This window comes from Tardisphaera saccharovorans, assembly GCF_046635845.1.
Classification (GTDB): domain Archaea; phylum Thermoproteota; class Thermoprotei_A; order Marsarchaeales; family UBA168; genus UBA168.
The window spans coordinates 355,738-382,034 of the sequence record NZ_JAQQXN010000001.1; the positions used below are offsets into that span (position 1 = coordinate 355,738).

A 26,297-nucleotide genomic window follows, 5' to 3' on the forward strand; every position below is an offset into this window, starting at 1 on the left:
ACGTAGCGAGTTATAGGTACTTCCTTAGGATCTCGAGGAGCCCCTCGTCTAGGGGCTCTCCCCATGGCGTCCTTCCGGTCTGCCAATCTTCCCTGCCCGTGGATATCACGCCGAAAGGTCCCCTCAGGTTCCATAGGGCCCAGCCCACGTTCCTTTGCTTCAATAAGGAGAGCATGTCCTCGTACCAATTGAGCGCTGTGCTTCTCTTCGCCATCTTGGCGTAAACCCCGAACTCGCTGCAGTGCACGGTCTCCCCTTGCTCTTGGAGTTTGAACCAAGCTGCCATGACGCTCTCTAGGTAGCCCTTATCCGCGTACTTCTTATGGTACCTCAGTATCCAGTCGTTAGGGTAAAGCTTGGCTACCTCGCTTAGGTCGGGGGCGCCTGGGTAGTCGGGCTGAGCCCCCATGAGACCTAGGTGGTATATCCCCTCGCCCGCCCAGCTTGCCCCCAGATGGGTAACCCACATGGGTTCGTACTGGTGGAAGGAGTAAACCACGCGCTTCTCCTTCACAGTTATGGGTATCCTGCCGAAGTCGTTTCCCTCTACGTAGATGATCCTGTCTTCATCTTCATCCCTTATGGCGGCTATCATCCTCTCGTAGAAGGAGAGGAGGTTTTCGTTGGTAACTCCATCAGGCTCGTTTATGACGTCGAAGGCCAGCTCGTCGCCGTACTCCCTGTACCTCCTGGTGAGGTACCTCCATATGGCCTCTGCCCTTCTCTGCTTTTCGCGGTCAGTCCAGAGGCTGTAATCCCTGCGCCCAACTCCGTATCCGGGTAGGTGATGCATGTCTAATAGCACCGTTATGTCGTACTTGCTTGCCCAATATATGGCCCTGTCGACTATGCAAAGGCGAGCTTCATCGTACTTGTAGGGCTCGACCTCGAAGAAGAAGTAGTCCACGGGAAGGCGCAAGAAGTTGAACCCGAGGTCAGCCATGTACTTTAAATCCCTTTCAGTGTAGAAGGAGACCCTTTCTGGCGTGAACTCCGCTTGCGAAAGCCAGTTACCGAAGTTAAAACCGCAAAGGCGTTGCATAGGGCTCACAGGCCGAACCATAAAAGAATTGTTGCAAGCTGACCTAGCGGGTGCGGCGGTTGCCGCTTCCGAGTAGGATTTGGCAGTATTCTGCCATTAACGTAGGCAAGGGTGAGCGGCCTGGAGCAGATACCTGAGGGCGCTAAGCTCGCCACGGCTAACCTTATAGAAAGGAATGGAGACTATTATCTGCACATAACAGCATACATGCCGAAAGAGCCTAAGGTTGAGAATAAAAAGGATATTGGCATTGGCCTCGGAGTGAAGGATCAGGTCGCTTTCTCAAACAGGATAAAGGTTTCATACTCAGTTCTGCAGAGCAAGAGGCTCAAAAAGCTTCAGCGCTATTTCTCAAGAGCTAAGAAAGGATCAAGCAACAGGAAGAAGCTTTCGCTGAAGGTCAGTAGGAAGTATGAGCATGAGAACAACATCAAGAAGGATATAACAAACAAGATAGCGCACTACGTGGTAAGCAATTATCAGTACGTTGTGTTTCGGGCGGACAACACAAGGTCATAGTAGAAGCTGTTTGGAAAGAAGATCCTGGAGAGATCGGTCGGGGAAATCCGCGATGCCTTGAAGAGGAAAGCTAGCACTCCGATCGAGGTTGACAGGTTTGTTAAGACAACAGGTGTATGCCCGGTGTGCGGGGCTGAGGTTCGGCTGAAGCTGTCGGACAGGGAGTTCACGTGCCCCTCGTGCGGCTCCTGGTTTGACAGGGATGCGGCATCAGCTTTGGTGATAAGAGATAAGGGGCTCTGCCTGTGGAACGCGGGCGAGGCGCCCGGGGATGAGCGCGCCTTTACAAGTAGCATAACGGAATACTTGCAAAGTATTCCTCATGTGAAAGCAAGCGCGGCGATGAACCAGGAAGCTCTGACCGTAAGGTCAGGGTAGTTCACCCCTTATGCAGTTACCCATTTGGGTTTGCAAAAAAAAGATGCAAGGTCGCCTTTTACAATCAAATTGTCGGAGTGACCTGGGCTTTTGCAGGAGATAGAGTGAAGTGCCAAGCGCGCTTAGCGCGTCAAAGCCCCTTTTGCATGCATGGATTCTGCCGACATGATAGCGCCTTGAATTCTAGCTCTTTCTTCGAGATTTGTTGATGTGTAGAAACTGTGCGGAACGCCCAATAGCCACCGCAGTTAGGGTTCTATGGACGCAGATCAGATAGCTTTTCTAGGGGTTTCGGCGTCGCTTCTTGAGCTTGCCGGATGGCCTAAGCCCGGCAATGTTCACCGGACGGCAGACTTTCCGGGCACGCGCTTCGAGCACTTTATGGTGGGCGCGGCGTCGCTTTTTCCCTTTTTAAGAAGGGCTGCCCTTGGCGATGACCAATTTGGCTCGCTTACGCTGGGGCACGTGAAGCTCTCATATTCAGTCCAGAGAGGTGGAAATACCCACTTGGGCACTGCCATGCTTCTTATCCCTTTAGCTTACTCCGCCGGAAAGATTCAATCCCTTGAGGACGTGGAAGACCTCGAGGAGTTGGGTGCTGCTGCCTCCGAGTCGCTCAAGCTCGCTGGGCCCGAGCAGTCTGCAGACCTCTACGAAGCCATAAGGATCTCCATGAACAGGGAATCGCTGGGCAAGTACGATGAGGGTGATGTTCCAGATGTTAATGATCCGCGCGCAGCGGAGAAGCTGAAGGAAAAAAAGTTGAGCATCTTTGACGTTATGCGCGCATCTGCTGGCTGGGACATGGTTGCAGCCGAGATGACCAGCGGTTTTCCTGCTTCAGTAGGTGCGGCCCGCTATTACTCGTCCTTTGATGACCCCAACGTGGCCTGCGTCAACACGTTCCTGAAGCTTTTGTCCGAGATGGGCGACACGTTTATAGCCAGGGCTGCCGGTCGCGGAGAGGACGTCAGGGAAAAAGTCTCCGACGGTATGAAAAAGATGGCGTGGGTAAGAGAGGAAGCAGCCCACGCGCTTCGCTTGGGAGGTGTTGCTACCGACGAGGGAAGGCACCTCGTGGAGGGCTTGGATTGTAAAATGAGGCGTCTCGGATGGAGTCCGGGCAGCGTCGCCGATCTAGTTGCCTCATCTATATTTATGGCTTTGCTTCTCGGAAAGAAGATATAATTTCCGATTTAGAAATGTTTATTTAGGCGCGCCTAAATACTTTATGCAGCCGGAGATCACCGTCGAGGACTACTTGCTTGCCATGTATGAACTCCTAGAGAGCCATGGAGAAGCAAGGCTCAGCGAGATAGCGCAGATCCTCGAGATAGCACCCAGCTCCGTGGAGGAGAAACTAGCCAAGATGACCACTTCAGGTCTTGTGAGAAAAAACAAGAGGGGGGCTTTTGAGCTGACGGACGGGGGCATGGAGAAGGCGCTTAAGATTGTGAGAAAGCACAGGCTGGCTGAACTACTCCTCACGGACATATTGGGGATGCCCTGGGCGGAGGCGCACGAAGAAAGTCGCGTGCTCGAGCATGCCATCGATGAGAAGATAGCGGACCTCATAGAGAGAAAGGTAAGCTCGCGTTACTGCCCTCACGGGAACCCAATACCAGACAAGGAGGGGCGCGTTGCCCAGCTGGCAGACCTACCGGTCTCGAAGGTCCGCGGGAGTGCCCGCGTCACCCGGATAACCTTCGAGGAGTTCGATACGCTCTACATGGTCGAGGCACTGGGGCTAAAGCCAGGAGCAGTGATATCCGTTGAGCAGGGGCCAGATGGCCTGCGCGTTCGCCAAAAGGACGAAAGCGGCCGCGAAAGGGAGTTTCGCATATCAAGGGAGTTGGCCGAAGTCGTGAGGGCGATGCCGCTGGAGAGTGATCTCTGACCTTGCGTTCTAAGGAGAAAGGTTTTCTCTCGGTTTTCGGGCCTGGCTGGATAACGATGATGGCTGACATGGATGCGCCTAGTACAGCAGCCGCAATAGCTTCTGGATCGGAATTCGGCTACAGGCTGGTGCTTCTGATGCTCATCCTAATTGTTCCGCTTTACATTTTTCAGGAGATGGCAGCAAGACTTGGCGCGGTTACCGGTAAGGGCTTCATATCGCTCGTTAAGGAGAGGTACGGTAAAAAGGCATCTGCGGTTACCGCAGGGGGTGTCTTTTTTGTTGACGGGCTCAGCTACGTGGGAGAATTTGCCGGGATAGCTACTGGTGCTGAGCTCTTGGGCATACCACTATTGTACGCCCTTCTCATGGCTTTTACCTTTCACACGGTGATAGTCTTCACGAAGAGCTACACGAAGGTGGAGAAAATGCTTATGATAATCTCTGGCTTTCTTCTGCTGTTCGTGGTCATGGCCTTCATCTCAAGGCCTAATCCGTCTGCGCTGTTGAGGGGGCTTAGTCCCCTTCAGTCCTACTTGGATCCATCCTTCGCTTTTATGGTAACGGCTGACATCGGGGCTGTCATAATGCCTTTCATGATATTTTATCAACAGTCAGCTGTAGTTGACAAGAAGCTCTCCGAGACCGACGTTTCAGCGGAGAAGCTGGAAACGCTCCTTGGAAGCATAGCGACACAGTTCCTCATGATATGCGTGATAGTGGCAAGCGCGGCCGTATCTAAGAATGTTGGGCCGCTGACATCCGTGAGCGAAATGGGAAGCGTGTTCTATCGGCTTGCGGGTAGAGCTGGTATCATCATCTTTTCCCTCGGCCTGATAGCGGCTGGCTTTCTAGCAGCCGTGACGATATCACTTGCTTCGGCATATGGCATATCCGAGTACTTTGGGTGGAAGGCGAGCCTTAACCACAAGAAGCTTCTGAACCCCTTTTACATCATATACTTCGTGGAGGTAATACCTGCGGTTGTGATAATAGCGGCTTTCAGGCAAGTGGTTCCCATAATGATCGACGCCATGGCCCTTAACGGTCTCGTGCTGGTTTTCCCACTAACCCTTCTGATAAAGCTCGGTGGAGACGAGAAAGTGCTGGGAAGGTATAAAAACGGGAAGAAGAGGCAGGTTATGGCGTGGGCAATGGCCATCATAATTCTGTCCTTTGCGGTCTTCTCATTTGCCATCTCTGTCCCGCGAACTCTTTTATCCTACGGCACCTATTTCTTATGAAATACGTGTACGTTAGAGGCCTTGAGGTTTCCGCCATTTCTTATGGTACTTGGCACCTGCCCGTTTCTCCCGAGACCTACCCAGACGGGGTTCACAAGGTCGACGTGGAGACGAGCACCAAGATAATAAAAAAGGCCATTGACCTTGGCATAAACTTCTTTGATACTGCAAACACGTACGTGGGAACCGTAAGCGATACGCCAGCACACTACCCGCACTCGGGAACTTCCGAGAGGATACTTGGAGATGTGCTCAAGGGCTACGAGAGGGAAAGCCTGGTAGTGGCAACGAAGGTAAGGGCAAGGATGGCCGGCTTTCCGAACGGCGAGGGTCTCTCTCGGAAGCACATAAGGTGGCAGATAAGGGAGTCTCTGGCCAGGCTCAACATGAACTACGTGGACATCTACTACATCCACTGGAGGGACGACCACGTGCCGCACGAAGAGACGCTGAGCGCACTCAACGATCTGGTTCACGAGGGCTTGGTTCACTATCTGGGAATAAGCAACCATCCTGCTCAGGACATGATCGACTTTCAGGAGATAGCTGAAAGGAAAAACCTTGAGAAGTTCAGCATAATGCAGGAGGCCTATAACATGTTGCAGAGGGGGATAGAGCAGAGCAAGGTGCCCGTAGCTAGGCAGCATGGCATGGCCCTTGCGGCCTACGTTCCCCTGGCGCAGGGCGTGCTTGCGGGAAGGTATCTCGGAGGCGTTCCCCAGGGAAGCAGGGCCACGCTGGAAAAGGGGCTCGTGAACTTCGTGGAGGCAACCAAGGAAAAGGTCAGGAGGCTGAAGGAGATCGCTGACTCGAAGGGGATAAAGCTATCCCAGCTAGCCCTTGCTTGGCTTATGAATATCGACCTTGGGATAACCGTTGTCCCCCTCATAGGTGCGACGAGCGTTGAGGAGCTAGAGGAAGACGTCGATGCCGTTAACGTTTCCCTTAGCAGAGACGACATGAAGGCCATCGACGAGATCTTAAGCTCTTAGGCGTCCACGCGCGAGATGATGTCAGCCGCCAAGTCATTGGTGGCATCAACGAAGCTTGGGGGATCTGGGTCTTCGTCCATTACTTTTTTTGCGACGGAAACGATGTCCTTCGGGAAGGAGTCCATGGGATAGGCCCTGTATCCACTTCTTGAAGTGAAGAGCGCAGCGTTGCCCTCTTGCTCGAAGTCGTTGCGGGGATAGAACAGTATGGCCCTCTTTTTGAGCACCGCAAGCTCTAGAAGCGTTCCGTATCCGCACATTGTGAAAACGAGGTCCGAAGAGCGCAGCTGCTCAGATGGTTCATGCCATGAGCGCGTTAGGTAAGGGCTAAGCAAATTTGCTTCCGGGAACTCCTTAATTAGCCTCTTTGCTAGGTTTAGTCCTGCCCTCGTGCCGCCGAAAGTCACCAGCTTTCCTCCTCCCGAGGTGGCGCCCAGCTCAAGCGCTTTTCTGGCGTTTTCGGTGAATATCTGGCCAAAGTATCTAAAGTAAGGGTCGCTCTCTGGTCTTAGGCCGACGTAATACGCCCTCCAATTCTTGAGGCTTTGCATCATAGAGGAGTTCGCCCTTTCAATGAGGCGAGATAGGAATGGGTTGAACCTTCCCCTAAAGCGGGTGAAATCACTTATGAAGAAGCCGCGTTCAGATCTCCTGTTCAAAAGTTCCCAAAACTCGTCGGCGATCACCGCGTCGTAATCTTCTAAGTTGAGGGAAGAAAGCTCAGCCGAGTTGTGCTTTATGGTCCTGTAGATGGAGTAAAGGGAGACCGGGTCCAGGCTCACCCTTCCACCTTTGAGGGCCAATTCGAACGCGTCTCCGAGGCTTAAGAGCCTTTCTGAGATAGGCGCGGTCTTCTCTCCTCTGAGCTTGAGGTAGGCCAGAGCGGCTCCCGATGAGATCCACGTGATCGACGCGCCCCTTCTCGCTAGCTCTTTGCCCAGCACCACGTCGCGGGTTACGTGGCCTAAGCCCACGCTTGAGCTTAGATAGAGGACGCGCATGGGTCAACCCACCGAACGAGAGAGCTTGCCGAAAGCTTATATGTTATGCGTTCCTGAGGCTTGATATCATTTTGGACCGTTCCGTGCCCTCAATACTTACGGCACGTGGGATCTACGCGCTGCAATGGTACTTCCTGTCTCCGGTGCTTCTGACCATAGCGTCCGCTATGGGGGTTGGTGCTTCAAGCGTTGGGCTCGTGCCCTTCTTCTTCATATTAGGAGCGGCCACAGCCCAAATACCAGCAGGCATTCTCTCCACAAGGTACTCCGCGAAACTTGTTTACGTGGTAGGCCTATCCCTGTTATCGCTTGCGGATGTGATTTTGGCCCTTAGCACGAGCTTTGACGAGTTGCTTTTGCTGAGGCTCATCTCAGGCGTTGGAGCTGGCTTCTTCTTTTCCCCTGCCGCTGCCGTATTGCTTAAGAGTAGGGAGAACAGGGCCGGGCTCATAATGGGTATTTATAACACCGCCTTTGACGTCGGAGGAGCCCTAGGCCTAATATGGGGAGTGCCGGACGTGGCCTTGGGCTGGAGGGCAGCAACTATGCTGGGTGGGTCGCTAGGCTTAATTCTCGCTTTTGAGAACTTGTTCGTCGTCCAGAACAGGGCCCGGACACCGGGAGCAAGGCCTGCCCTAACCCTTGAGCTTCCAGTGATCGTCTTGGGTCTTTCAACAGCTGGCTTTTGGGGAACAACGTACGCGGCGGGAACCTTGATGGCATCATACGCGGAGCTCGTTTACGGGGCCTCCCCGTCCATAGCGGGAGTGTTAACGTCGGTTTACTTCCTAGGCAGCGTTTTTGGAGGGCTTGCGTCCGTTCTCTACGACAAGAGCAAGAGGAAGGGAGCCTTCATAGTAGTCATGATAGCTGTGACGGCAGCGTGCTACTTTCTGATAGGATTTGGCCTTTACGGCATGATAGCGGCCATGTCCCTCACCGGCTTCTTTGGAACCGCCGCCACCAGCAGTTACTACGCCCGCACTTCGAGCGTGTCCAAGAACTTCTCGCTTGGGTTATCCATGGTCAACTTCCTGAACATGGTGACAGGCATGTGGATCTCGCCGCTGTTTTCGCACATACTTGTTTACTCAGTTTCCAGCGTACCCGAGTTTCTGGCTGCCGCTTCGCTTCTACCGCTTTCCCTTTGGCTTTTGCCCAAGAAAATAAGAGGGGAGCTTTGGCGAAGCGTCCAGTGAGTTCCTGCGTTCGCGGACAGCGGCGCGCTTTGACCTTGCCCTCAAAGCCCTCTTATGGTCAAGGGCAACTGCGATGCATCCCTAACGAAGGCGTTGCCACCTATGACCGTTGTCTGAGTGACGTCCCTCGTGAGCATGACCGCATGAAAGTTTGAGCCAATTGCACCGCAAAAGTCCTCGTAAAAATTATCCCCCACGTGAGCTGCCCTGCGGGGGTCGGTGATCCCCAAGAGGGATAGTGCCTTTGAGAAGGCCTCACGCGAAGGCTTTGCGCACCCGATCTCGTCCGAGTAGAGTTGCGCCCTGAAGAACTTTGAAAGCCCAGCTTTACTTATGAGAGCCCTCGTGTAGGCACCTGGCCAGTAAACGACGTTTCCCAGTATAACTAGCGCGTGGTCCTTGTAAAGCTCTTCGATGGCCTCCCGCATCCCCGGCATTAGCAGCTTTTCGACGTCGATGCTGATGAGGGCTGCTGCCATGGCGTTTTTGAAAGCGTCAACGTCAACGCCGAAGGGCTCAAGAAGCTCAAGGCTGTACGCCACGGGGTCTATCCCCTTGCCTATGGCTCCCTCCTTGCGCTTTTCCCTTAGGACCTCGTATGCCCTCTGCATGCTTTGGGCGATCTCCGTCCTTGATGTGCCGGTGTATTCCGTGTAATGTTCTTCGATTTCGGAGAAGAAAGCGTCGCCGAAAATAGTGCCCCAAACGTCGAACGAAACGCCATCAACCATGAGAGATTGTAAAAGAGGCAAGTTAAGCGTATGCGAGCGCAAAAGAGAATCGCCCTCAGAGGGCACGCGCTGCGATTTTTGCGCTCTGCAAGCTCGCTGAGGGCTTGCCAAGGCCCAGCGCTTGAGAAATCATAGCTGGAAAACCTTTAAAGTGTGAGATGGCCTTTCACAAAAAATGAACAGAGCTTTGTTGATCTACTCAGCCAAGGCAAGCAGGGTGTTCGTGTTTGGTATGATGACCATAGCGGTGCCAATCTACATGGCAAAGCTTGGATACGGGGCCTTCATGGTTGGTATCGCCATTTTCCTCGTTATGATAGGAAATGCCGTTTCAAACATATTTCTCACTTGGTACGGCAACGTCTTCGGAAGGAAGCACTCGCTGCTTGCGTTCAGCCTACTTATGGCCGTTTCTGGGATCCTGCTTTTCTCATCGGAGCTTTTGCCCGCGATCCTCATCGCCCTGTTCATTGGCAACATAAGTACGAACAGCACTGAGACGGGGCCTTTTCAGTCGGTGGAGAGCGGGGTGCTTCCCAGCCTTGTGGGAAACAAGGAGAGGGCTTTCGGCGTTTACAACTTCATAGGTTACGCGACGTCGGCGCTTGGCTCGCTCGCGGCTTCCATACCCGCTTACTTCGCGGATAGCCCCTTGGTTTTCAGGTTGCTCTTCCTGCTTTACGGCGCCGTCGGAATACTGTTGTTCTTAATTTATTTGGGCCTTTCGGGGATCGAGTCCAGCTCTAAGAAGCCGGGGCTGCAGGCCATGGAAAGCAAGAGCAAGGGTGACCTCTGGAAGCTCTCTTTTCTGTTTTCCATGGACGCCTTTGGAGGGGGTTTCGTGACGCAGAGCCTTCTCAGTTACTGGTTCTACTTCACTTACCACGTCTCTCTGAAGCTTCTTGGCCCCATATTCATGGTCGTAAACATAATAACCGCCGTATCCATAATCGCGTCCGGTTACATAGCGCACAGGGTTGGTAATTTGAGGACCATGTTTTACTCCCACCTGCTTTCGAACGTATTTCTGATAATGATCCCGCTTTCGGGCTTCCTTAGCGGGGCGCTGGCGTTCCTGTTCTTGAGGCAGAGCGTGTCACAGATGGACGTGCCAGCGAGGCAGGCACTCATGGCCGACCTGTTCAGCAGCGACGACAGGGTATCTGCAGTGGCGATAACGAACACTGCCAGAACGATAAGCGCCCTTCCTGGTTCTCCCATAACCGGTGCCCTGCTAGCCGCGGGTTTGGTCACGGTTCCAATCGTCATAGGTGGCGCTTCGAAGATAGTCTACGACTTTTCCATATTCGGCGCGTACAGAAAGAGGGTGAGGCGAGGGCTTTGACCATCAGCCTGAACGCAACGGCAGCGCCTTACTACTATGCCCTTGTGGAAAGGCCTGAATCCCTTAAGGTCGTGGAGGTGAAGGTCGGCAAATTCACCTTAGTGGACGCAGGTGTCAGGACAACGGGTTCACATGAGGCTGGAAAGCTGGTGAGCCAGATGTGCGCGTGCGGCATGCTTGACTTGGACCTCGGCCTCTCCGTTTACGGAACCGTGAGCCTTCCATCTGTTCAAGTTCACAGTGACATGCCTGCCCTTTCCTTTCTAGGGGGCACTTACGGTGACTGGGAGATCGAGGTTGGGGATTTCAGGGCCATAGGCTCGGGCCCAGCGCGGGCCCTGGCGCTTAACAGGAGCCTTCCCAAGGGAGTTAAGGAAAACGTGGATAAGAGGGCCTACAGCTACCGCATTTACGCTCCTGCTCAGATATACTCGCTGATAGGTCACAGGGAAGTAAGCGACGACGCGTATCTGCTGTTGGAGACCTCAAGCTATCCTGATGAGAAGGTCCTTAACTGGATAGCGGAACAGACGGGGGTCGAACCAGACCACCTTCACGCGGTGATCGCCAGGACGTCTTCCATGACCATGTCGGTAAGGCTTGCGAGCTCCGTGGCTGAGACTGGCCTTCACAAGCTGGTTTTGCTTGGGCTTGACCCCAAGAAGGTCAAGACGGCTTACGGTAACGCACCCTTACCTCCCACGGTGTTTGGGGATGATGACAGAGCCAACGGAATGGCAAACGACGCCATAAGGTACGGAGGAAGCGCGTACTACGAGCTGGAGGAGGGAGCACTAGATGGACTAAACGTGAGCCTTTTGCCTCCGACGCACTTAGAGGTCGACTTTTACTCCTTGATGAGGGATGGTTTTTACTCTGTGGATCTAGGGGACTTCTCAGCCGCGCGGTTCACTCTTGCGAGCGGGAGGAACGTGCTAACTGTGGGTAAGATAAGGGAGGACCTGCTACTTGCGTCGTTCTTTGGCTCAAAGCGGGAAATCCCTTAAGCCCTCGGCAAAGGCTTTTGCGCTAGATAGCGCCCTTATTCGATAAAAGATGAACCCGCAGACGGTTGCGGATCTTTTTAGGCGCAAGGCAGCGACTTGGGAGGCTGAGGGCTCGATACAGAAGCACGTCAGCGACCTCGGCCTGGAAGGGCTTGCAGATGAGCTGGCTGCCGATCCCGGATTTGGCGAGGTGTGCGAGCTGTTAAGGAAAAGGGGAGACTTTGATCTCAGAGTTGTCATAGAACAGTCGATCATGCCCTACTTAAACATAGATTTCGGTGTCCCCCTTCAGGGCCTTCTGGACTTCCTCGTGGATGCCTGTAGAGAAGCATGCTCAAAAAAACGATTTAAGCTCGCTTTGCCTTCTCGCTTACCTCTTTTTCTCCATCGGAAATAGCGCCGGTTAGCTCTTGGTCGTACTTCTTCAGAAGGGTAAGGAACTCCCCGAAGTGCACCTTTTCCTCCTTTGCGACCTCCAGCAGCGTTGCCTTGACCTGCTCGTCATCGATCAGTTCCGCCTGCTCGAGATAGAGGTTAGCGGCGTCAAGCTCCGCTTCGAGGTCATCTCTTAGCGCCAACGCTATTTCCTCCTTGTTCATCTTCTTGGTCCTGCTAAGCTCTATCGGGTCCTTCGCAAATCCCATAAGGGTACGCGGGCCGCAGATTTAAATGCATCGCGCATAACTCTCTTATGAAGAGGGCCAAGCGCGCGCTTGTTGCCTCCGGCGTTTTCACCTTAACCGGAGGCAGCGTGAGCTTACCCTACGACGTTTACTTGGGAAGGTCGAAGCTTGCCTACATCAGGGTAACTAGGTCCAAGATAACGCTTGTGATCCCAAGAGGGCTTTCCGTGGATCCTGTTGAGCTGCTGCGCGAGAGGTCCCAATGGATAACTAGGGCTTACGTCAAGGCGCTGTCGGTTTTGAGGGTCGTCGATGGCAATCGCTTCCTTCTGCGGGGGGAGTACCACGACTTTGAAGATCTGAAGGGTGAGTCCCTTTCCGCGCTGTATAAGAGAGAGACCGAGGCCTACGTTAGGGAGCGCATCTCGCACTACGAGGGCATAATGGGCTTCAGCTATCGCTCGCTAACAGTTAAGCCCTCAAGGGCATGGTGGGGGCTTTGCTCGGGGAAAGGAGACCTAATATACAACAGTCAGCTTGCTGCCCTTCCAGACAAGCTGAGGGATTACGTGGTCCTTCACGAGATAGTGCATCTGTACGAGCACAATCACTCCGCCTCCTTCAAGGCCCGCCTGAAATCGCTTATGCCCGATTACGCGGACAGGGAGAAGGAGCTCAAGAACTACTCCCCGGTTCTCCTGGGTTAGACGTTGCAAGCTTTAAAAAGGGCTCCAGAATTCAAGTAATTTGGCACGCATAAGTGAGCTGGATCGCATACTTGATGTGACGCGTGCGCAGAACCTGTGGAGGAGGAAGCAGACGATAAATCTAATAGCCTCCGAGAACGTCATGAGCCCCTTGGCCCTCTCCGTTTACGCTAGCGACTTTGGCTCCAGGTATGCCGAGGGAACCCCGGGGAAAAGGTTCTACCAGGGAGTTAAATACGTGGACGAGATAGAGACGCTGGCCTCGTCTCTTGTGAATCAGATATCGGGTTCGTCCTTTAGCGACCTCAGGCCCATTAGCGGCACCATAGCGAACGCGGCCGCTTTCAGGAGCGCCGCGTCATGTGGCGATAAGGCATTGGTCGTGCCAGTTCAGGCCGGCGCCCACGTTAGTCACACGAAGTTCGGCACGCTTGGGGCCCTGGGAATAGAGCAGATCTTCATGCCCTATGACCCGGCCAGCTTGAACGTGGATTCGGACAAGGCCATAAAGATGATCTATGAGGTTCGCCCTAAGCTCGTGATCATGGGAGGTAGCCTTTACCTTTTCCCGCACCCTTTGAAGGAGCTTGCCCCGCACGCGAAAGCTGTGGGAGCTACGGTCATCTACGACGCTGCCCACGTTTACGGGCTCATAACCGGAGGTGCCTGGCCTAATCCCCTTGATGGAGGCGCCGACATAGTGACGGCTTCTACTCACAAGACGTTTCCGGGCCCTCAGGGAGGAGTTATCCTGTCCAGGAGGGAGGAGGACTTCAAGGCCGCGTCGAAGTCGATTTTTCCTTGGTTTGTGAGCAACCATCACTTGAACAGGCTTCCTGCCCTCGCGATAACGGCGCTAGAAATGAGGGAATTTGGAAGGGATTACGCGAACGCGGTAGTTAGAAACGCAAGAAAGCTGGCTGAGTCCCTAGCGGCCAGGGGATTTAGGGTCGTGGGTGAGGGGCTCGGGTACACTAGAAGCCATCAGGTGGCGGTCGATGTGTCCTCACTGGGTGGGGGAAGCGCGGTTGCGCAAAAGCTAGAGGAGGCCAACATAATAGTCAATAAGAACATGCTTCCTTGGGACGATCCCTCAAACGTTAAGGACCCAAGCGGGATCAGGATTGGTGTGCAGGAAATGACAAGGTTTGGAATGGGCGGCGATGAGATGGACCAGATCGCTGAGCTGATGAAGCAGGTGCTTATGGATGGTAAGGATCCTCATGAGGTCAGAGCGGACGTAGCGAGGCTGAGAGGCTCTTTCCTTTCGGTTAAGTACGCTTTTGAGGAAAAGGAGCCCGGCATTTCCTTGCTGGAACTTTAACGTTGGGGTATGCGGCGACATGAGTTGATGATTCGTCAGCTTAAGGCCAAAGATCTGCCGAGCGTGCTGTCTGTCGCGGCGAGTTCGTTCAAGGAGGAGGCCAGGAGACCTGAGGTCATAGGTCCAGGGTTCATAGACGGCATCACCAGGTTTCCCTCGCTGCAGATAGGGGCGTTTGACGGAGGTCTGATGGTCGGTTTTGCCATAGGCGAGCTTGCTGAAGACTGGGGCGTACTGGATTGGATAGCCGTCACGCCGTCTCACCAACGCATGGGCATTGGGTCTGAGTTGCTCAAGCAGTTCGAGCGCAGGATTTCGCTTAGCGGAAGGCAGCGCGTCAGGCTCGGAACGCCGTTCGCGCTTGATTTTTACGTCAAGATGGGTTATACGTGCGTTGGGACTCAGAGGGTCCTTCAGAAGACAGTGGTTGGGAACGATGAGCCATTTGACAACGCCTTCTCCATGACTTTGAACGATCTGGTCGACATGCTTGAGGATTTCGAGCTTGATTCCATTAAGTGCTTTTTCAGCTCTTCTTGCGTTGCCGTTGGCAGGAGAGACGTGGGCGCCGTGCTCGCGACTGAGAACAGGTGGAGCAAGGATGAGATCGACGTCGTCTTTTCGAAGTACGAGGGAGCGGAGTCCCACTTTCTCCTTTTGTCCCAGCTGGAGGCCAAGGCAAGGCAGAGGGGAGCTTACGTCATCACCGAGAAGTTTGATGAGGCCGAGGTTGGACTCGCTTTGAAAAAAGGCTGGGAGGAGAGCCGCTCGCCCCTAGCGTGGACCACATACTACATGGAGAAGCGGCTCCGAGCGCGCTTCAGGGCTATTGCCATGATTGCCGAAGACGCGGCCAACGTAGATAGTGCCAAGAAGAAACCCCTGAAACCTAGGGCGGTTGCGATGAAGCCGCCTGCAAAAGCGCCAAGCGTGCTCCCCGAGCTCACGAACGAGTTGAAAAGGCCTGCGCGCCTTCCCCTGCCTCCGGGCTCTCTTTGGCTGTAGGCCATGGACGAAGAGTGATACATGGCGAAGGCCATGCCCCTTCCGGCCTGTATGGCGAGGAAGGGCGAGGGAACGGAAATGATCGAGTATAAAAAGTAAACCGCTGAAAAAATCAGCGATCCCACCATCATGACTGCGTGGTCTCCCAGCGCATCGGTAAGCCTTCCTCCCGCATACATGAAGGGAATCTCCGTTGCTGAGCCCGTTGCTATGACGGCACCAACGAGGAAAGTTGAAGCCCCGAGCTTCCCAAGGTAGATCGGAAGAAACTGATTCCCAGCTCCCGTGGTGAACGATATGGCAAAAACCGAAGAAAGGAAGAGCGCTAGGATACCAATTCCCATGTGGGAAGATTGAGGTCTCTTTTCGTCTCTTGGTGCTACGGTGCGCGTGTCCTTTCCCAAGACCAGCGGGATAACTGAGATAAGGCTTAGCGAAGAGGCCAGCAGAAAGGCATCTCTCATGGACCTCAGGGCAACGGCTCCGAAAACGAGGTTGCCAACGGTCCAGCCTATCGATCCCGCCATGCGGAACTTACCCATGCTTTTTCCCATGCTTTTGTCGGACCCCTCATCAGCTACCATGCTCATGGTCGTGGGCAAAAAGGGGGCAGTTGCGGCGCCGTAGAGCGAGGCCCAAACGCATTCAAGGGGAAACGTCGCAAGCGTTACCATGGCAATTATGATGGCCCCGCGCGCCGCCACCGAAAGAGCGGCCAAATACTGCCTCCTTCCTCTCAGCGCGTCCGCGGCCTCGCCGAAAGGCGGCTGAAGCAGGGCGGTGAAGGTCCCTATGAGCCCCCCAACTATTCCCACCTGTATTAGCGAGTAACCTATGGAGTACAGGTAAACCTGCAAGAATATGTTGACGACCACTTGACTGGCCCACGTCATGGAATACGAAGAAAACGATGCCGCGAAGGCTGACAGCTTGGGCTTCAATTTTGTAGCGTGGTCCACCTACTTAAAAGAAGATCTAGGCACTTTTTATCACCATCGCTGAAGACCCCATTCATCGGTGCGGTGAGACAGAAAGGAAGCAGTTCAACACGTGAATTTCGGCATGTTTCCCAAAAAGCCGAAGCGAGGCTCGAACCACGGCGGAAGATATCCCCTTCGAGGGGGTCGCATCGCAGAAGCAAACGAAAGCGAGCTTAGTGCCCTAGTTGCGGTTTAATCTGTGACCGCAACCTAAGCGCGTTCGCAAGTAGCTTACCCAACGGAGGTGTGTATTGTCCCGCGCAACGCCAGGGTGAAGGCGCGCCGCTACTGGAAGCCGCGCCCGCAGGGACGGGTAGTTCGTGCGCTAATTCACCCAAACGATGAGCATTCCCTCGCGTATTTGTGAAAAGGCTTATAGGAAATTGATGGCTTGAACTTGATGGCGATCCAAATGGAACTATATTAGAAGGGCTGGATCTGTCTTACGCTTACGACAACGGGCGCATCGTATTCCAAGGAGTTAACGTTGTAACGTACGGTGACGAGCTCGTCGCCATTGTTGGCCCTTCTGGGATAGGGAAGTCAACCCTGCTCAGGATATTGGGTGGCTTCATCACTCCGCTTACCGGAGAGGTTAAGCTGCTCGGAAAGAGGGTGACCAAACCCATACCCGAAATCGCGCTAATTCACCAATCCATAGTGACCTTTCCCTGGATGACTGCGCTTGACAACGTGAAGCTGGCCTTGAAGAGCAGGAAGATCGGCGGCGACGAAGCGGACGCGATGGCAAAGAAAGTGCTCGCGCTCGTTGGTCTTGAGGGCTCAGAGGGGCTTTACCCAAAGGAGATGAGCGGTGGGATGCGGCAAAGGGTCGCCATAGCCAGGGCGCTGGCAGCCCAACCCATAGTGCTCTTGATGGATGAGCCCTTCTCGCACTTAGATGAGCTCACTGCGGAAGAGCTCAGGCAGGACATATACAGCATGATATTCAACTCGGACATACCTCTCAGGTCAGCTGTCCTTGTATCGCACAACCTTTACGAGGTTCTGACGCTTGCCGACAGGGTATACATCCTCAACGGCTCTCCCGCAAAGGTCGTGGGGGAGATAAGGGTTGAAATGGAAAGGCCTCGCGATCCTACTTCCCAGAAGTTTTCGGATTATCTCCACGAGCTTAGGAGCTATTTGGCGCCGGTTAAGAGGGAAGTCGCTTGAACCCCTATTGGCTGATACTCCTGGCTACGGTGGCCACAACCGGACGGGTTCTAGGCCTGATAGGCCTGTCGGTGGTCACCGGTTGGTTCTTGGGCTACGCTGCGATCAAGAGCAAGGTCTTCGAGAACGTCTACATAGCGCTCATAGAGACCCTTGAGTCTGTTCCCGTCATATCCTTTTTCCCCGTGGTTCTCATCTTCTTCGTATACAACGTTGGAGGTCCTTTGGGCGTTGAACTGGCGGCGGACTTCCTCGTGTTCACAGCGGTGGTTTGGAACATATGGGTCGGCGTTTACCAGGGATTTAAGACCATACCCAACGAGATGGTGGAGGTTGCCAAGAACTACAACTTGGGTTTCTTCTCGAAGCTCAGGTACGCCTACATCCCCTTTGCGATGCCAAGGGTTGCAGCAAACCTTTTCCCAAGCATAGCGGACGGGTTCTTCTACATAACTGTCAGCGAGGTGCTAAGCATAGGCACGACCAGTTATTCCACTTTTGGAATAGGAACGGTGATAGACGATTTCGCGGCAAGTGGCCACATGTTTTACGTTTACGTCTCCCTCATCTTCATAGCCGTGGCGGTGGTGTCCACGGTTCTCGCGGCGAGGGAGTTTAGCAAGTACGCCGTGGCCAAGTACGCTTTGGACACAAATCAGCCCATAAGGAAGGGAAGGGGATTGAGGCTGTCCTACCTGATGTCAAAGAACCCCTTTCAGAAGCTGTCCTTTTACTCTCTGGCGCACAGGAAACCGGCCCAGAGGCCTAAGGGTTTCCTCGAGCAGCCTGAGGAGGAGCATCGGAAAAGCTCGCTTAGGTTCCTGCCTGCAGCCGGTGGATTGGCCCTGCTAGCCCTTATCGCTTACGGCAGCTATGAGGTCGTGAGCAGGGTTTCCATGACCACGTGGCAGACCCTCATATCGATGACCCCGTACTTCCTCTACAACATGGCGGTGGATTACGCCAGGGTTGGCATCATAACCGCGGTGTCTCTTCTGATAGCCGTGACGGTTGGGTACTACCTTGCGCTGCACGCCAGGGCTGAGGCCTCGCTGATTCCCATAATCCAGTCGCTAAGCGCCTTTCCAGCTCCCACGTACTTCCCCGTGCTATTTGGCCTTACGTATGGCATAGTGAGCAGCATTTTTAGGTCCTACACGGTCGAGTTCTTCGTGCTTCTCATAGGCTTTACCAGCACCTTCTACTACATATTCTACAGCTTCTGGATGGGCATAAGGGCGATGCCCCAGGAGTACTGGGACATAATGGAAAACCTGAACATGGGATTCTTCCAGAAGATGAGATACGTCCTCCTCCCTGCCACTTTTCCCTACATAGTGGCCGGCGTGTCCTCGACCATTAACAGCGCGTGGGGAGGCCTGATGATAGGGGAGTACTGGCCCGACATAATAAGCGGACACACGCTTGAAGTCCATATCGGCCTTATGAAGCTCATAGACATATACACCGCACAAGGCCAGCTTGCTTACGCTTCTTGGGCCTCGCTTCTATTTGGCATTGTGGTTGTTATTTACTCCATATTGTTTACGAGGAGGATGATGGACCTGGCGAGAAAACGCTACGTGGCCGAAGAGGGCGTCTATGCGGCCTAAGGCATTTAAACTTCGGCGCTAGTAGATTATGACAAGAGTAGGAATAATAGGAGTAGGAGGGCACGGCGTCGGAAGGCACCTAGTACCTTACAAGAAGCTCGAGGAGGTTGAAGTAGTTGCCGTGGCGGACTTGAACGAAGAAAGGGCAAAGCAGGTTTCGCAGAAGTACGGGGTACCCAATTATTATCGCGATTATCGCGAGATGCTTGAAAGGGAAGACCTTGACGCCGTCAGCGTCGTCACGCCCAGCGGGCTTCACGCCGAGATAGCGAAGGTCGTGGCGCAGTATGGCGTTAACCTTCTCGTGGACAAACCGCTGGCCCCAAACCTGGACGCCGCGGTGGACGCCGCTGTGACCGCGAGAGACCATAACGCGGTGCTCATGGTTGGTTACTGGTCGAGATTTTCGCCTTGGCTTCAACACGCAATTAGCTTGAGGGAAAAGGGCTTCTTTGGGAAGTTCTTCTTCTCCTACGCTTCCATATTGAGGCGCAGGGGAATACCAGGAAGCCCTACTTTCATAGATGAGAAGCTCTCAGGAGGAAAGGGAGCGCTCTTTGACATAGGCTGTTATAGCTTGGACTCGATGCTATCGATTTTGGGATTCCCAAAGCCCGTGAGGGTGACGGGCCACGCGTACACGGTCTTCGGAAACAAGGAGGAAGAGACCAAGATGAACTGGGGCACCTGGGATCACAAGAACTTCAGGCTTGACGATTACTCGGCTGGTTTCATAACGTTTGAGGACGGCAGTTCGGCCATCATAGAGGCTAGCTGGGCTTCCAACCTCCCGATCAAGGGGGAGGTGTCTAACCTTAGGGTTCAAGGGGACATGGGAGGCGTCCAGGGTGCCGGCGACGAGTCGCTTAAGTCACTCATCGCTTCTTCAAAGAGCGAGGGAAAAGTATACGATGAGGAGGTAAAGCTGCAGCCCGTGGACGAGGCCTTTGAGATGATCAAGGCCTTTGTCCAGTCACTGAGCAGCAAGCAACCACCCGTAACCGCTCAACAGAGCCTGGTCCTTCACGCCATAATCGATGCCGTGTATAAGTCCTCCGAGCTGAAGAAGGAGGTCGAGGTCGAGGTCCCGCCGATTTGAGGCTGGCCTCGATCTTGGCCTTTTCCTCGTCGTTTAGGTACTTTTCCGCCATCGCAAAGGGCCCGTTTTCTTCCCTGAATATGTGCTGCCTAAGCAAGGACAGGAGATACTCTCCTTTTTCGGAAGCGGTTTTCAGGTCGGCCCTCATCATGGCATCCCTCATCTCATCCACGGTGCGAGCAATGGCCATGTGCTCTAACTTGAGCATCCTTATGGGTTCCTCTTTCGGAAGGTAGTTTTTCAGCATGTGCTCGATGGCAGGGAAGAGCACATCTTCTTCAAGCTTGAAGTGGCGTTCCACCACTTCCTCGGTCACGTAGTTTACGAGGGCTTGGGCACCAACGAAGCTCCCGCGACTCAGCTCCGCCACCGCTTCCTCAAAGCGGGGCATCATCTTCGTGGTCCTTGCGTGGTCGTCTTTGAGAACCTTGAGAAAATCTCCCATAAATCTTTCAATATGCGTGTTTTTAACTTTGGCGCTCACTTCACGATCACGTCTGCCGCGTAAACCCGTTCCTTTGATGAGACTTCCTTCAAGAGCCTGGAGAAGCTTATCTTGCCGATTGCCGAGAGCTTGGGCGAAGGATCTTCGTTCGACCTCACGTAAATGTGAAGGATCCCGCCACTGGCTGAAATCGCCGATAGCGCGGCGTCCAGAAAGTCCAGCGAGCGAGACGGAAGGTTCATGACGATCCTGTTTGCCCATCCCCTAGCTTGCCCCTCTGCCGCTGCCCTGGCGTCGCCGGGGAAGGTCCTGATCGTTACCCCGTTAAGCGAGGAGTTTCTTTCAAGGAGATCAAGGGCGTGGGGATTTATCTCGCATGCCCAAACCGTTGCCCCCGCCTTTGCCATGGGTATTGAAAAAGGCCCCACTCCAGCAAACATGTCCAACACCCTTTCCCCTGGCCTGACCTGAGAGTATACCCTGCGCCTTTCCGTTGCAAGCCTGGGAGAGAAGAACACCTTTTCAACATCAATGAGGTAAGAAAAGCCGTTCTCCTTATGAGTTGTGAGGGTTTCACTTGATCCCGCTAGGTGAACGAGCGGCGAGACCCTGTACTCGCCTTCTATCGGCCCAGCGCGCGCAAACACCCCCTTCACGGCTGGATTCGCCTTCATAAGGAGCTCGGCCTCTTGAGTTGCCGCTACCCGATCAAAACCCCTTTTCGCCCTTACTATGGCTACGTTCCCTATGAGGTCGAAGGAGCGTGAGAGCACGACGCGTGAACTGCTGAGCTGCAGCAGAGGCTTTGCCTCGAGTTCTTTGAGCTCCGCATCTACTTCTCCCTCTTTGGGCCGGCGGGTGAGCGGAAAGCCGACGCTCTCTCCCTCCCTTATGACGGGATATCCCTTTGCCAGAAGCCCAAGGCGCGCAAGCCGCTCCTTAAGGCGCTGGGCATCTCCCCTTTGCACAACGGCGTAAAGCATGCTCCTATGACGCTAGTGCCCAGAGGGCGCTTAAAGGGATTTTCGGTCGCCGTCAAACGCGTTAGGGCATGGGATGAAATCGGTCTGTGAAGGAAGCAAGGCGTTCTTCGCGGCAAGGCTTATCTGTAAAAAAAGAGGAGGAGCTCAGAGCTTCATTGGGCCTGCTAGACGAACTCAAGTCCATAAAGGGGAACACGTGGCTTCTAATTTGGAGCGGCGTGCTCTTTTACGGCGTGCCCACGGCGGCCGTCGGCCAATGGGGTGTTTTCTACATGAAGGATCTTGGGATGACGGAGACGGCCATGGGAATGGTGTCCGTGATCAGCACTTCGGTGTCTTTGATATTTCTGATTTTAGGAGGTGTACTTGCCGACTCATGGGGAAGGAAGAGGACGCTCATAACCTTTGACTTTTTGAGCTGGATCTTGGGCTACATCACGCTGTCCATTGCACAGAATCCCGCCTTCTTCTTCTTGTACGCTATCATATGGGGGACAAACGGGGCCTCGGCTGTCGCCTACGGTTGCCTGTTCGTTGAGTCGGTTCCGGCCGAACACAGGGGAAAGGCATACGCGATCAACGCCATACTTGGTCCGCTTCCCGGACTCGTGATGCCTTTCGTCGGGGTGCTCCTGATTCAGCACTTTCAGGCAGTTATGGGCTCAAGCGCAGGGCTTGTCTTCGCCGTTAGGTTGCTTTACCTTTCAGTGGCCCTTGGCGTCGTTGTAGGCGAGCTCATAAGGTTCAGGGGCCTAAAGGAGACGGCGCCCCTGCAGCCCACCTCGGGTTTCCTGCCAAAGCGTTACATATCGGTGTTCACGGCATTTCCTCCTCACCTTCCGAGGTACTTCACGCATTCCGACCTTTTCAACAAATACGGTGAGGAGATTAGGTGGCTTTGGAGCTACAGGCCAGCCTTCTTCTACTGGTTAGCTACTGCCATATCCACCTTTGCCTCGATCATGCCGGCCCTTGCCTACCCGCTGTTCATAGTGGACCACCTTGATCTTCCGCTTTCTTCCATAGCGCTCTTCGCGTCAATATCCACGGCCTCAAGCTTGATCTTAACGCTGGTGCTCACACCCCGTCTATCTCCAAGCTCTCTTAAGAGATTCATGCTCATAGGCTTCTCGGTTTTGCCCGTTTCCAGCGTATTCTTCGTAATGGCTAGGAACAGCGTGCCCCTTCTGGCGCTTTCGGCCGCGATGGGTGGGTTTTCTTCCGCGATGGCTGGACCCGCAGGAGGAGGCTATTGGGCAGACCTCATACCGAATCAGAGGAGGGCAAAGGTGTCCGCGGTCACGGGAGTGATGACAAACCTCATGGTGATACCCGCCCAGTTCGTAGGGATAATGCTTTATCAGGTATTGCCCATTTCTCCATGGGTTTTAGCGGCGTCGCTCCAGCTTCTCGCGTTCTTGCTCGTGGTAAGGCTTCCGCAGGACCCGCTGGCCGGTCAAAAGCCGTCGCAACGAGCGTTGACCGGACATCATCGAGCTAAAGGGCCTAAAAAGAGGCCGCGACTGATCCGTTACGATGATGATGTCACGCGCCCGCGGGATTTGCAGGGATTTTTAAAGTGCGACATAAGTGCTTTGAGCGCGTTGATTTGGCATGGGGTCGGAGGCCCAGCTCGCTTATCTTGTTTATGACCTCTTGCGCGTGCCCATCGGGTCTCACCTTCGTGAACACGTAGGCCACGTTGCCGTCCTTTCCTATCAAAAAGGTGGTTCTGGACGCCGTTCCTGTGGGTGAAAGCACGCCATAGGCCTTGCTTACGGTTTTTTCCTTGTCGCTTACCATCGTGAAGTTAAGGGAGTACTTGTCCTTGAACTTCTTCTGTGTGGCCGGAGAATCAGTGCTTACGCCGAGAACCACAACGTCGCGATCATTAAACCACCTGATGTTATCCCTGAAGCTTATGCCTTCCCGCGTGCAGCCTGGTGTGTTTGCCCTGGGATAGAAGTATAAAACCACGACCTTTCCAGAGAACTGGGAAAGCGATATGGGTTTTCCGTCGGAGTCTACTGAGCTGAAATCCGGGGCCTTAGTCCCTATCTCTATCATAACGACGTTATAACAGAGCATAAAAGCTTATTGGGCAGAAGAGCCGTTAGCAGGGCGGTTTCGCCGACATTTTGTGAAGACCAGATAACCATAGGGTCAAGGCCGATGCCATATGGGAGCGGTGACTCGCATCAGTTCCGGTTAAGAAAAATCCCTTGTGCCTTGCTGGTTTCAAGGCATGCCGCGAGATTTGTTAGCCCGTTTGGCGCCAAGGTTTTGCGCGTCTGGTGACTGCCCTCTTGACTGTCATCGCTAGAATCTCGACTAACAACCCGCCCAATGGCGGGGCTCCGTTCCGTCTTGTGATCACAACCGCAAGGGCTGTGGGGCCTTTGTGGGCGAGCCCCTTGCCCGCGCTTTGCGGGAAGGCGCCATCGGGCAATGGGCCTGCGCCCTCTCCAATCAGATCTGTCGCCTTTCTCGAGGGAGCCATCTCTTAGGGGGGATTTCCCTCCTCACCCCACTGGGTTAAACGTTTTGGATACGACCCTTTGAGAAATACGTCTCACCTTTACGCGAACGATAGCTCATGCCGATCAAGGATTGGCTTCATGCCTTTATGGCGTTGGTGGGCTAATTTCAGTTTGCTCAGCTCTTATTAGCTACTGCTACGCTTTATTCATGGACTACAGGACAACTCATGTGGGAAGCTTGCCTCGCCCACCCGATCTGAATCAGTCCAACGTCGAAAAAGCAATAGAAGAAATAGTTAAGGTTCAGATAGAAACGGGTGTTGACGAGGTAAATGACGGCGAGTACCGTAGGTCGATATTCTTCGGTGATATATCTGGCTTGCCCGGCTTTGCTCACGGAGACCTCGTGTGGACGGCCTCGGCTGGGGATTCCGTCAAGGTGGCCGTGCCAGTGGAAAAGATAAAGTATGACTTTTCTCACCCGGTTCTCGGAAATGAGGTAAAGGCAATAAGGGCCGTTCTGGACAAGCTGGGCGTCAAGAGAAGAGTAAAGGTGACCGCGCCAGCTCTAAGTCTCATGGTCTCCTTCTATCCAGATCCTTCGGTAAGCCCCGCAAGGCCTAGGGAGGCCCTGGAACGCGCGAGGGAACAAGTCAAGAAGTATTACCCAACGGTTGACGATTACGCTGACGAAATCAAGGCCATCATAATTAATGAGGTGAGGTCCGCCTTCGACGCCGGAGCCGATAGTGTGCAACTTGACGCGCCAGAGATCCTTCAGTTCGGGGTTTACGGTGACTACAGGGAATCTCGTTCAAAGGATGCGGTGAGGTCAGCCGTCCAGCTGAACAATGAGCTGCTTTCCTCCATTCCGTGGGAAAAAATACAGGTGCACGCTTGCTGGGGTAACCTTAGGAACACGCAATTCAATACGCATGGTCACTATGACGGCGCGCTTCCCGAGCTTTACGACCTTAAGGCAGGAGTAATAGGTCCCCTCGAGGTATTCGACGGCATAAGGGACTTCGACGAGTTGTCATACTTCAGGGATTACGAGCCACCAAAGGACAAGGGCTTGGCGCTGGGGCTGGTAAGCGTCAAAACCAGGAACGTGGAGCCGGTCGAAGTTATAAGGAAGAGGTACCAGACCGCTGTGGAGGCTACGGACAAGGACGATCTCGTGGTTGCTCCGGGTTGTGGCTTCGCATCAGATCCCATAAGCATACACACGCTCGAGAGCGCCAAAAGGAAGCTCGCGAACATGGTCAAGGCCGTAAACGGAAGTCCGCGATTGCCTCGCGTTTATAGTTATTTATAGTTATGGTTAGGGGTTAGATGGAGGCTGTAAAACTCCGACTTTTAAGGAGGAGATGAATTGCGAGAGACTTATATAATTGGTATGCTAAGTAAGCGGTTGCTGAAGACCCTCAAAGTGCACCTGTACCCAACTGACGATCAGAGAGTTCTCCTTGAGAAGCACTTCGGCGCCTGCAGGTTTATCTGGAACCACTTCCTAGAGGTAAGGGCGAAGTACTACGCGGAGCACAAAGGCGACAAAAAGAAGGGCCTAACCCCCTTCGAGACCTTAAGGATGCTGACAGAGATGAAGAAGGAGCTGCCATGGCTGAACGAGGTCAACTCGCAGAGCCTGCGGCAACCTCTCGGGAGGTTGGACATAGCTTTCAGGGCGTTCTTCAAGCACGACGCCGACTACCCCAACTTCAAGTCCAAGAGGGAGGACCAGTACTTTATCGTGCCTCAGAACTTTTTTCGTTTACGATAAGAAGTTGATAATCCCAAAGTTTCGGGAAGGCAGAAAGTTCAGGGATCACGGGGCAATACCCGACAAGGTCCATCAGGCCATCGTCACGAGAAAAGGAGATCGCTACTACGCCTCGATATGGTAAGAGACGGGCGAAGGCCATCGAAAGGGAGCGGCGCCGTGGGCCTCGACGTGGGCGTGGCGCACTTCCTGACGACGTCTGACGGTGTAGCTGTAGAGCCCTCGCGCGGCTGTAGATGCGGCCGCCTGGCTGCCCAAGCGCCAGGGTCGTTCCGCTGGCGGCCGCGATTTTGAAGGCAACAAAGGTTAAATGCAGAAGAAAAAGGGCCCTATGACATATCTCGTGCCAGAAGGCCTTTACTACACAAAGGAGCACGAGTGGGCCAAGGTCACGACCGATGAAAAAGGGCAACAGCTTGTGCTCGTTGGTATAACCGATTACGCGCAGGCCAAACTTGGGGACGTGGTCTACGTGGTGTTGCCCCAGCTCAGGGCCTACTCAAAAGGCGAGGTGCTAGCAGAGCTGGAGGCCTACAAGGGTGTCTCGGAGGTCTACGCTCCAGTATCCGGAGAGGTTGTTGAGCGCAACAGCAACCTCGAGGGAACGCCTGAGCTCATAAACCAGGATCCCTACGGGAAGGGATGGATAGCGGTCATAAGACCAAAGGACCTGGCATCGGAGCTCCTCCAACTTCTAGATCACAGAGCTTACGAGGAGATCTTA

At 54.0% G+C, this 26,297-nt stretch carries 25 protein-coding genes and 3 pseudogenes; 20 read left to right on the forward strand and 8 right to left on the reverse strand.

Annotated features, from left to right (window positions below):
* Positions 1–10 precede the first annotated feature (10 nt).
* Positions 11–1,042 carry a glycoside hydrolase family 5 protein gene (locus PRZ02_RS01865; RefSeq protein WP_449464151.1) on the reverse strand — a complete coding sequence of 344 codons (1,032 nt, stop codon included), beginning with the start codon at positions 1,040–1,042 and terminating at the stop codon, positions 11–13.
* Between the two features lie 111 nt (positions 1,043–1,153).
* Here PRZ02_RS01865 and PRZ02_RS01870 point away from each other — a divergent pair, with 111 nt between their 5' ends.
* The 6 genes from PRZ02_RS01870 to PRZ02_RS01895 all read left to right on the forward strand — a co-directional run bounded on the left by PRZ02_RS01870 (position 1,154) and on the right by PRZ02_RS01895 (position 6,072).
* Positions 1,154–1,561, forward strand: coding sequence for a transposase (locus PRZ02_RS01870; RefSeq protein WP_449464152.1), 408 nt, complete (start codon positions 1,154–1,156; stop codon positions 1,559–1,561).
* A 57-nt stretch (positions 1,562–1,618) separates the two neighbouring features.
* Positions 1,619–1,939 (forward strand): zinc ribbon domain-containing protein, encoded by a 321-nt coding sequence (locus PRZ02_RS01875; protein ID WP_449464153.1) that lies wholly within the window; start codon positions 1,619–1,621, stop codon positions 1,937–1,939.
* A 258-nt stretch (positions 1,940–2,197) separates the two neighbouring features.
* Complete coding sequence (locus tag PRZ02_RS01880; RefSeq protein WP_449464154.1) at positions 2,198–3,127, forward strand: triphosphoribosyl-dephospho-CoA synthase; 930 nt, start codon at positions 2,198–2,200, stop codon at positions 3,125–3,127.
* Positions 3,128–3,170: 43 nt separating this feature from the next.
* Positions 3,171–3,836 (forward strand): metal-dependent transcriptional regulator, encoded by a 666-nt coding sequence (locus PRZ02_RS01885; RefSeq protein WP_449464155.1) that lies wholly within the window; start codon positions 3,171–3,173, stop codon positions 3,834–3,836.
* 2 nt (positions 3,837–3,838) lie between these two features.
* Positions 3,839–5,080, forward strand: coding sequence for an NRAMP family divalent metal transporter (locus PRZ02_RS01890; RefSeq protein WP_449464156.1), 1,242 nt, complete (start codon positions 3,839–3,841; stop codon positions 5,078–5,080).
* On the forward strand, positions 5,077–6,072 hold the full coding sequence (locus tag PRZ02_RS01895; RefSeq protein WP_449464157.1) for an aldo/keto reductase: 996 nt from the start codon (positions 5,077–5,079) through the stop codon (positions 6,070–6,072). The genes PRZ02_RS01890 and PRZ02_RS01895 overlap by 4 nt, the downstream gene beginning before the upstream one ends.
* On the opposite strand, the gene PRZ02_RS01900 is transcribed toward PRZ02_RS01895, so the two are convergent.
* Positions 6,069–7,073, reverse strand: coding sequence for a glycosyltransferase (locus tag PRZ02_RS01900; protein WP_449464158.1), 1,005 nt, complete (start codon positions 7,071–7,073; stop codon positions 6,069–6,071). The genes PRZ02_RS01895 and PRZ02_RS01900 overlap by 4 nt on opposite strands.
* A 71-nt stretch (positions 7,074–7,144) precedes the next feature.
* On the opposite strand from PRZ02_RS01900, the gene PRZ02_RS01905 reads away from it, so the two are divergent.
* Complete coding sequence (locus PRZ02_RS01905; RefSeq protein WP_449464159.1) at positions 7,145–8,272, forward strand: MFS transporter; 1,128 nt, start codon at positions 7,145–7,147, stop codon at positions 8,270–8,272.
* Between the two features lie 41 nt (positions 8,273–8,313).
* Here PRZ02_RS01905 and PRZ02_RS01910 read toward each other — a convergent pair whose 3' ends face one another.
* Positions 8,314–9,003, reverse strand: a complete 690-nt coding sequence (locus PRZ02_RS01910; protein WP_449464160.1) for an HAD family hydrolase — start codon at positions 9,001–9,003, stop codon at positions 8,314–8,316.
* A 175-nt stretch (positions 9,004–9,178) separates the two neighbouring features.
* Between PRZ02_RS01910 and PRZ02_RS01915 the strand changes: the two genes are divergently transcribed.
* Genes PRZ02_RS01915 through PRZ02_RS01925 form a run of 3 tightly spaced genes read left to right on the forward strand, consistent with a single transcriptional unit; the run spans position 9,179 to position 11,752 of the window.
* Complete coding sequence (locus PRZ02_RS01915) at positions 9,179–10,348, forward strand: MFS transporter (RefSeq protein WP_449464161.1); 1,170 nt, start codon at positions 9,179–9,181, stop codon at positions 10,346–10,348.
* Positions 10,345–11,355, forward strand: a complete 1,011-nt coding sequence (locus tag PRZ02_RS01920) for a methenyltetrahydromethanopterin cyclohydrolase (RefSeq protein WP_449464162.1) — start codon at positions 10,345–10,347, stop codon at positions 11,353–11,355. The genes PRZ02_RS01915 and PRZ02_RS01920 overlap by 4 nt, the downstream gene beginning before the upstream one ends.
* Positions 11,356–11,404: 49 nt before the next feature.
* Positions 11,405–11,752, forward strand: a complete 348-nt coding sequence (locus PRZ02_RS01925; RefSeq protein WP_449464163.1) for a hypothetical protein — start codon at positions 11,405–11,407, stop codon at positions 11,750–11,752.
* Here the strand turns inward: PRZ02_RS01925 and PRZ02_RS01930 are convergent.
* Entirely contained in the window at positions 11,703–11,999 is a 297-nt protein-coding gene (locus PRZ02_RS01930) for a ferritin family protein (RefSeq protein WP_449464164.1), read from the reverse strand. The two genes, PRZ02_RS01925 and PRZ02_RS01930, sit on opposite strands and share 50 nt — an antisense overlap.
* Positions 12,000–12,046: 47 nt before the next feature.
* On the opposite strand from PRZ02_RS01930, the gene PRZ02_RS01935 reads away from it, so the two are divergent.
* From PRZ02_RS01935 to PRZ02_RS01945, 3 genes and pseudogenes are all read left to right on the forward strand, one after another.
* Positions 12,047–12,685 carry a M48 family metallopeptidase gene (locus tag PRZ02_RS01935; protein ID WP_449464165.1) on the forward strand — a complete coding sequence of 213 codons (639 nt, stop codon included), beginning with the start codon at positions 12,047–12,049 and terminating at the stop codon, positions 12,683–12,685.
* 40 nt (positions 12,686–12,725) lie between these two features.
* The gene (gene glyA, locus PRZ02_RS01940) at positions 12,726–14,009 is read left to right on the forward strand and encodes a serine hydroxymethyltransferase (RefSeq protein ID WP_449464166.1); all 1,284 of its coding nucleotides are present in this window, start codon (positions 12,726–12,728) and stop codon (positions 14,007–14,009) included.
* A gap of 27 nt (positions 14,010–14,036) precedes the next feature.
* A pseudogene (locus tag PRZ02_RS01945) lies at positions 14,037–14,405 on the forward strand (GNAT family N-acetyltransferase); the annotation flags it as partial.
* A 395-nt stretch (positions 14,406–14,800) separates the two neighbouring features.
* On the opposite strand, the gene PRZ02_RS01950 reads toward PRZ02_RS01945, so the two are convergent.
* The gene (locus PRZ02_RS01950) at positions 14,801–15,955 is read right to left on the reverse strand and encodes an MFS transporter (RefSeq protein ID WP_449464167.1); all 1,155 of its coding nucleotides are present in this window, start codon (positions 15,953–15,955) and stop codon (positions 14,801–14,803) included.
* A gap of 504 nt (positions 15,956–16,459) precedes the next feature.
* On the opposite strand from PRZ02_RS01950, the gene PRZ02_RS01955 reads away from it, so the two are divergent.
* From PRZ02_RS01955 to PRZ02_RS01965, 3 genes are read left to right on the forward strand one after another with little or no spacing between them, the layout of a single operon-like run.
* A complete protein-coding gene (locus PRZ02_RS01955; RefSeq protein ID WP_449464428.1) occupies positions 16,460–17,170 on the forward strand; it encodes an ABC transporter ATP-binding protein in 711 nt (236 codons plus the stop codon).
* Positions 17,167–18,783: an ABC transporter permease subunit gene (locus tag PRZ02_RS01960; RefSeq protein ID WP_449464168.1), complete on the forward strand. Its 1,617-nt coding sequence runs from the start codon at positions 17,167–17,169 to the stop codon at positions 18,781–18,783. Before PRZ02_RS01955 ends, PRZ02_RS01960 begins: the two co-directional genes overlap by 4 nt.
* Positions 18,784–18,811: 28 nt before the next feature.
* Positions 18,812–19,882: a Gfo/Idh/MocA family protein gene (locus tag PRZ02_RS01965; RefSeq protein ID WP_449464169.1), complete on the forward strand. Its 1,071-nt coding sequence runs from the start codon at positions 18,812–18,814 to the stop codon at positions 19,880–19,882.
* Between the two features lie 109 nt (positions 19,883–19,991).
* On the opposite strand, the pseudogene PRZ02_RS01970 reads toward PRZ02_RS01965, so the two are convergent.
* Positions 19,992–20,327: pseudogene (locus tag PRZ02_RS01970) on the reverse strand (hemerythrin domain-containing protein); the annotation flags it as partial.
* A 35-nt stretch (positions 20,328–20,362) separates the two neighbouring features.
* Positions 20,363–21,310 carry a class I SAM-dependent methyltransferase gene (locus PRZ02_RS01975; protein ID WP_449464170.1) on the reverse strand — a complete coding sequence of 316 codons (948 nt, stop codon included), beginning with the start codon at positions 21,308–21,310 and terminating at the stop codon, positions 20,363–20,365.
* An 86-nt stretch (positions 21,311–21,396) separates the two neighbouring features.
* Between PRZ02_RS01975 and PRZ02_RS01980 the strand changes: the two genes are divergently transcribed.
* The gene (locus tag PRZ02_RS01980; protein WP_449464171.1) at positions 21,397–22,962 is read left to right on the forward strand and encodes an MFS transporter; all 1,566 of its coding nucleotides are present in this window, start codon (positions 21,397–21,399) and stop codon (positions 22,960–22,962) included.
* Here the strand turns inward: PRZ02_RS01980 and PRZ02_RS01985 are convergent.
* Entirely contained in the window at positions 22,856–23,377 is a 522-nt protein-coding gene (locus tag PRZ02_RS01985) for a peroxiredoxin (RefSeq protein WP_449464172.1), read from the reverse strand. The genes PRZ02_RS01980 and PRZ02_RS01985 overlap by 107 nt on opposite strands.
* Before the next feature lie 621 nt (positions 23,378–23,998).
* Between PRZ02_RS01985 and PRZ02_RS01990 the strand changes: the two genes are divergently transcribed.
* The 3 genes and pseudogenes from PRZ02_RS01990 to gcvH form a co-directional block, all read left to right on the forward strand.
* Entirely contained in the window at positions 23,999–25,108 is a 1,110-nt protein-coding gene (locus PRZ02_RS01990; protein WP_449464173.1) for a hypothetical protein, read from the forward strand.
* A gap of 96 nt (positions 25,109–25,204) precedes the next feature.
* Complete coding sequence (locus tag PRZ02_RS01995; protein WP_449464174.1) at positions 25,205–25,573, forward strand: RNA-guided endonuclease InsQ/TnpB family protein; 369 nt, start codon at positions 25,205–25,207, stop codon at positions 25,571–25,573.
* 331 nt (positions 25,574–25,904) lie between these two features.
* Positions 25,905–26,297: pseudogene (gene gcvH / locus PRZ02_RS02000) on the forward strand (glycine cleavage system protein GcvH); the annotation flags it as partial.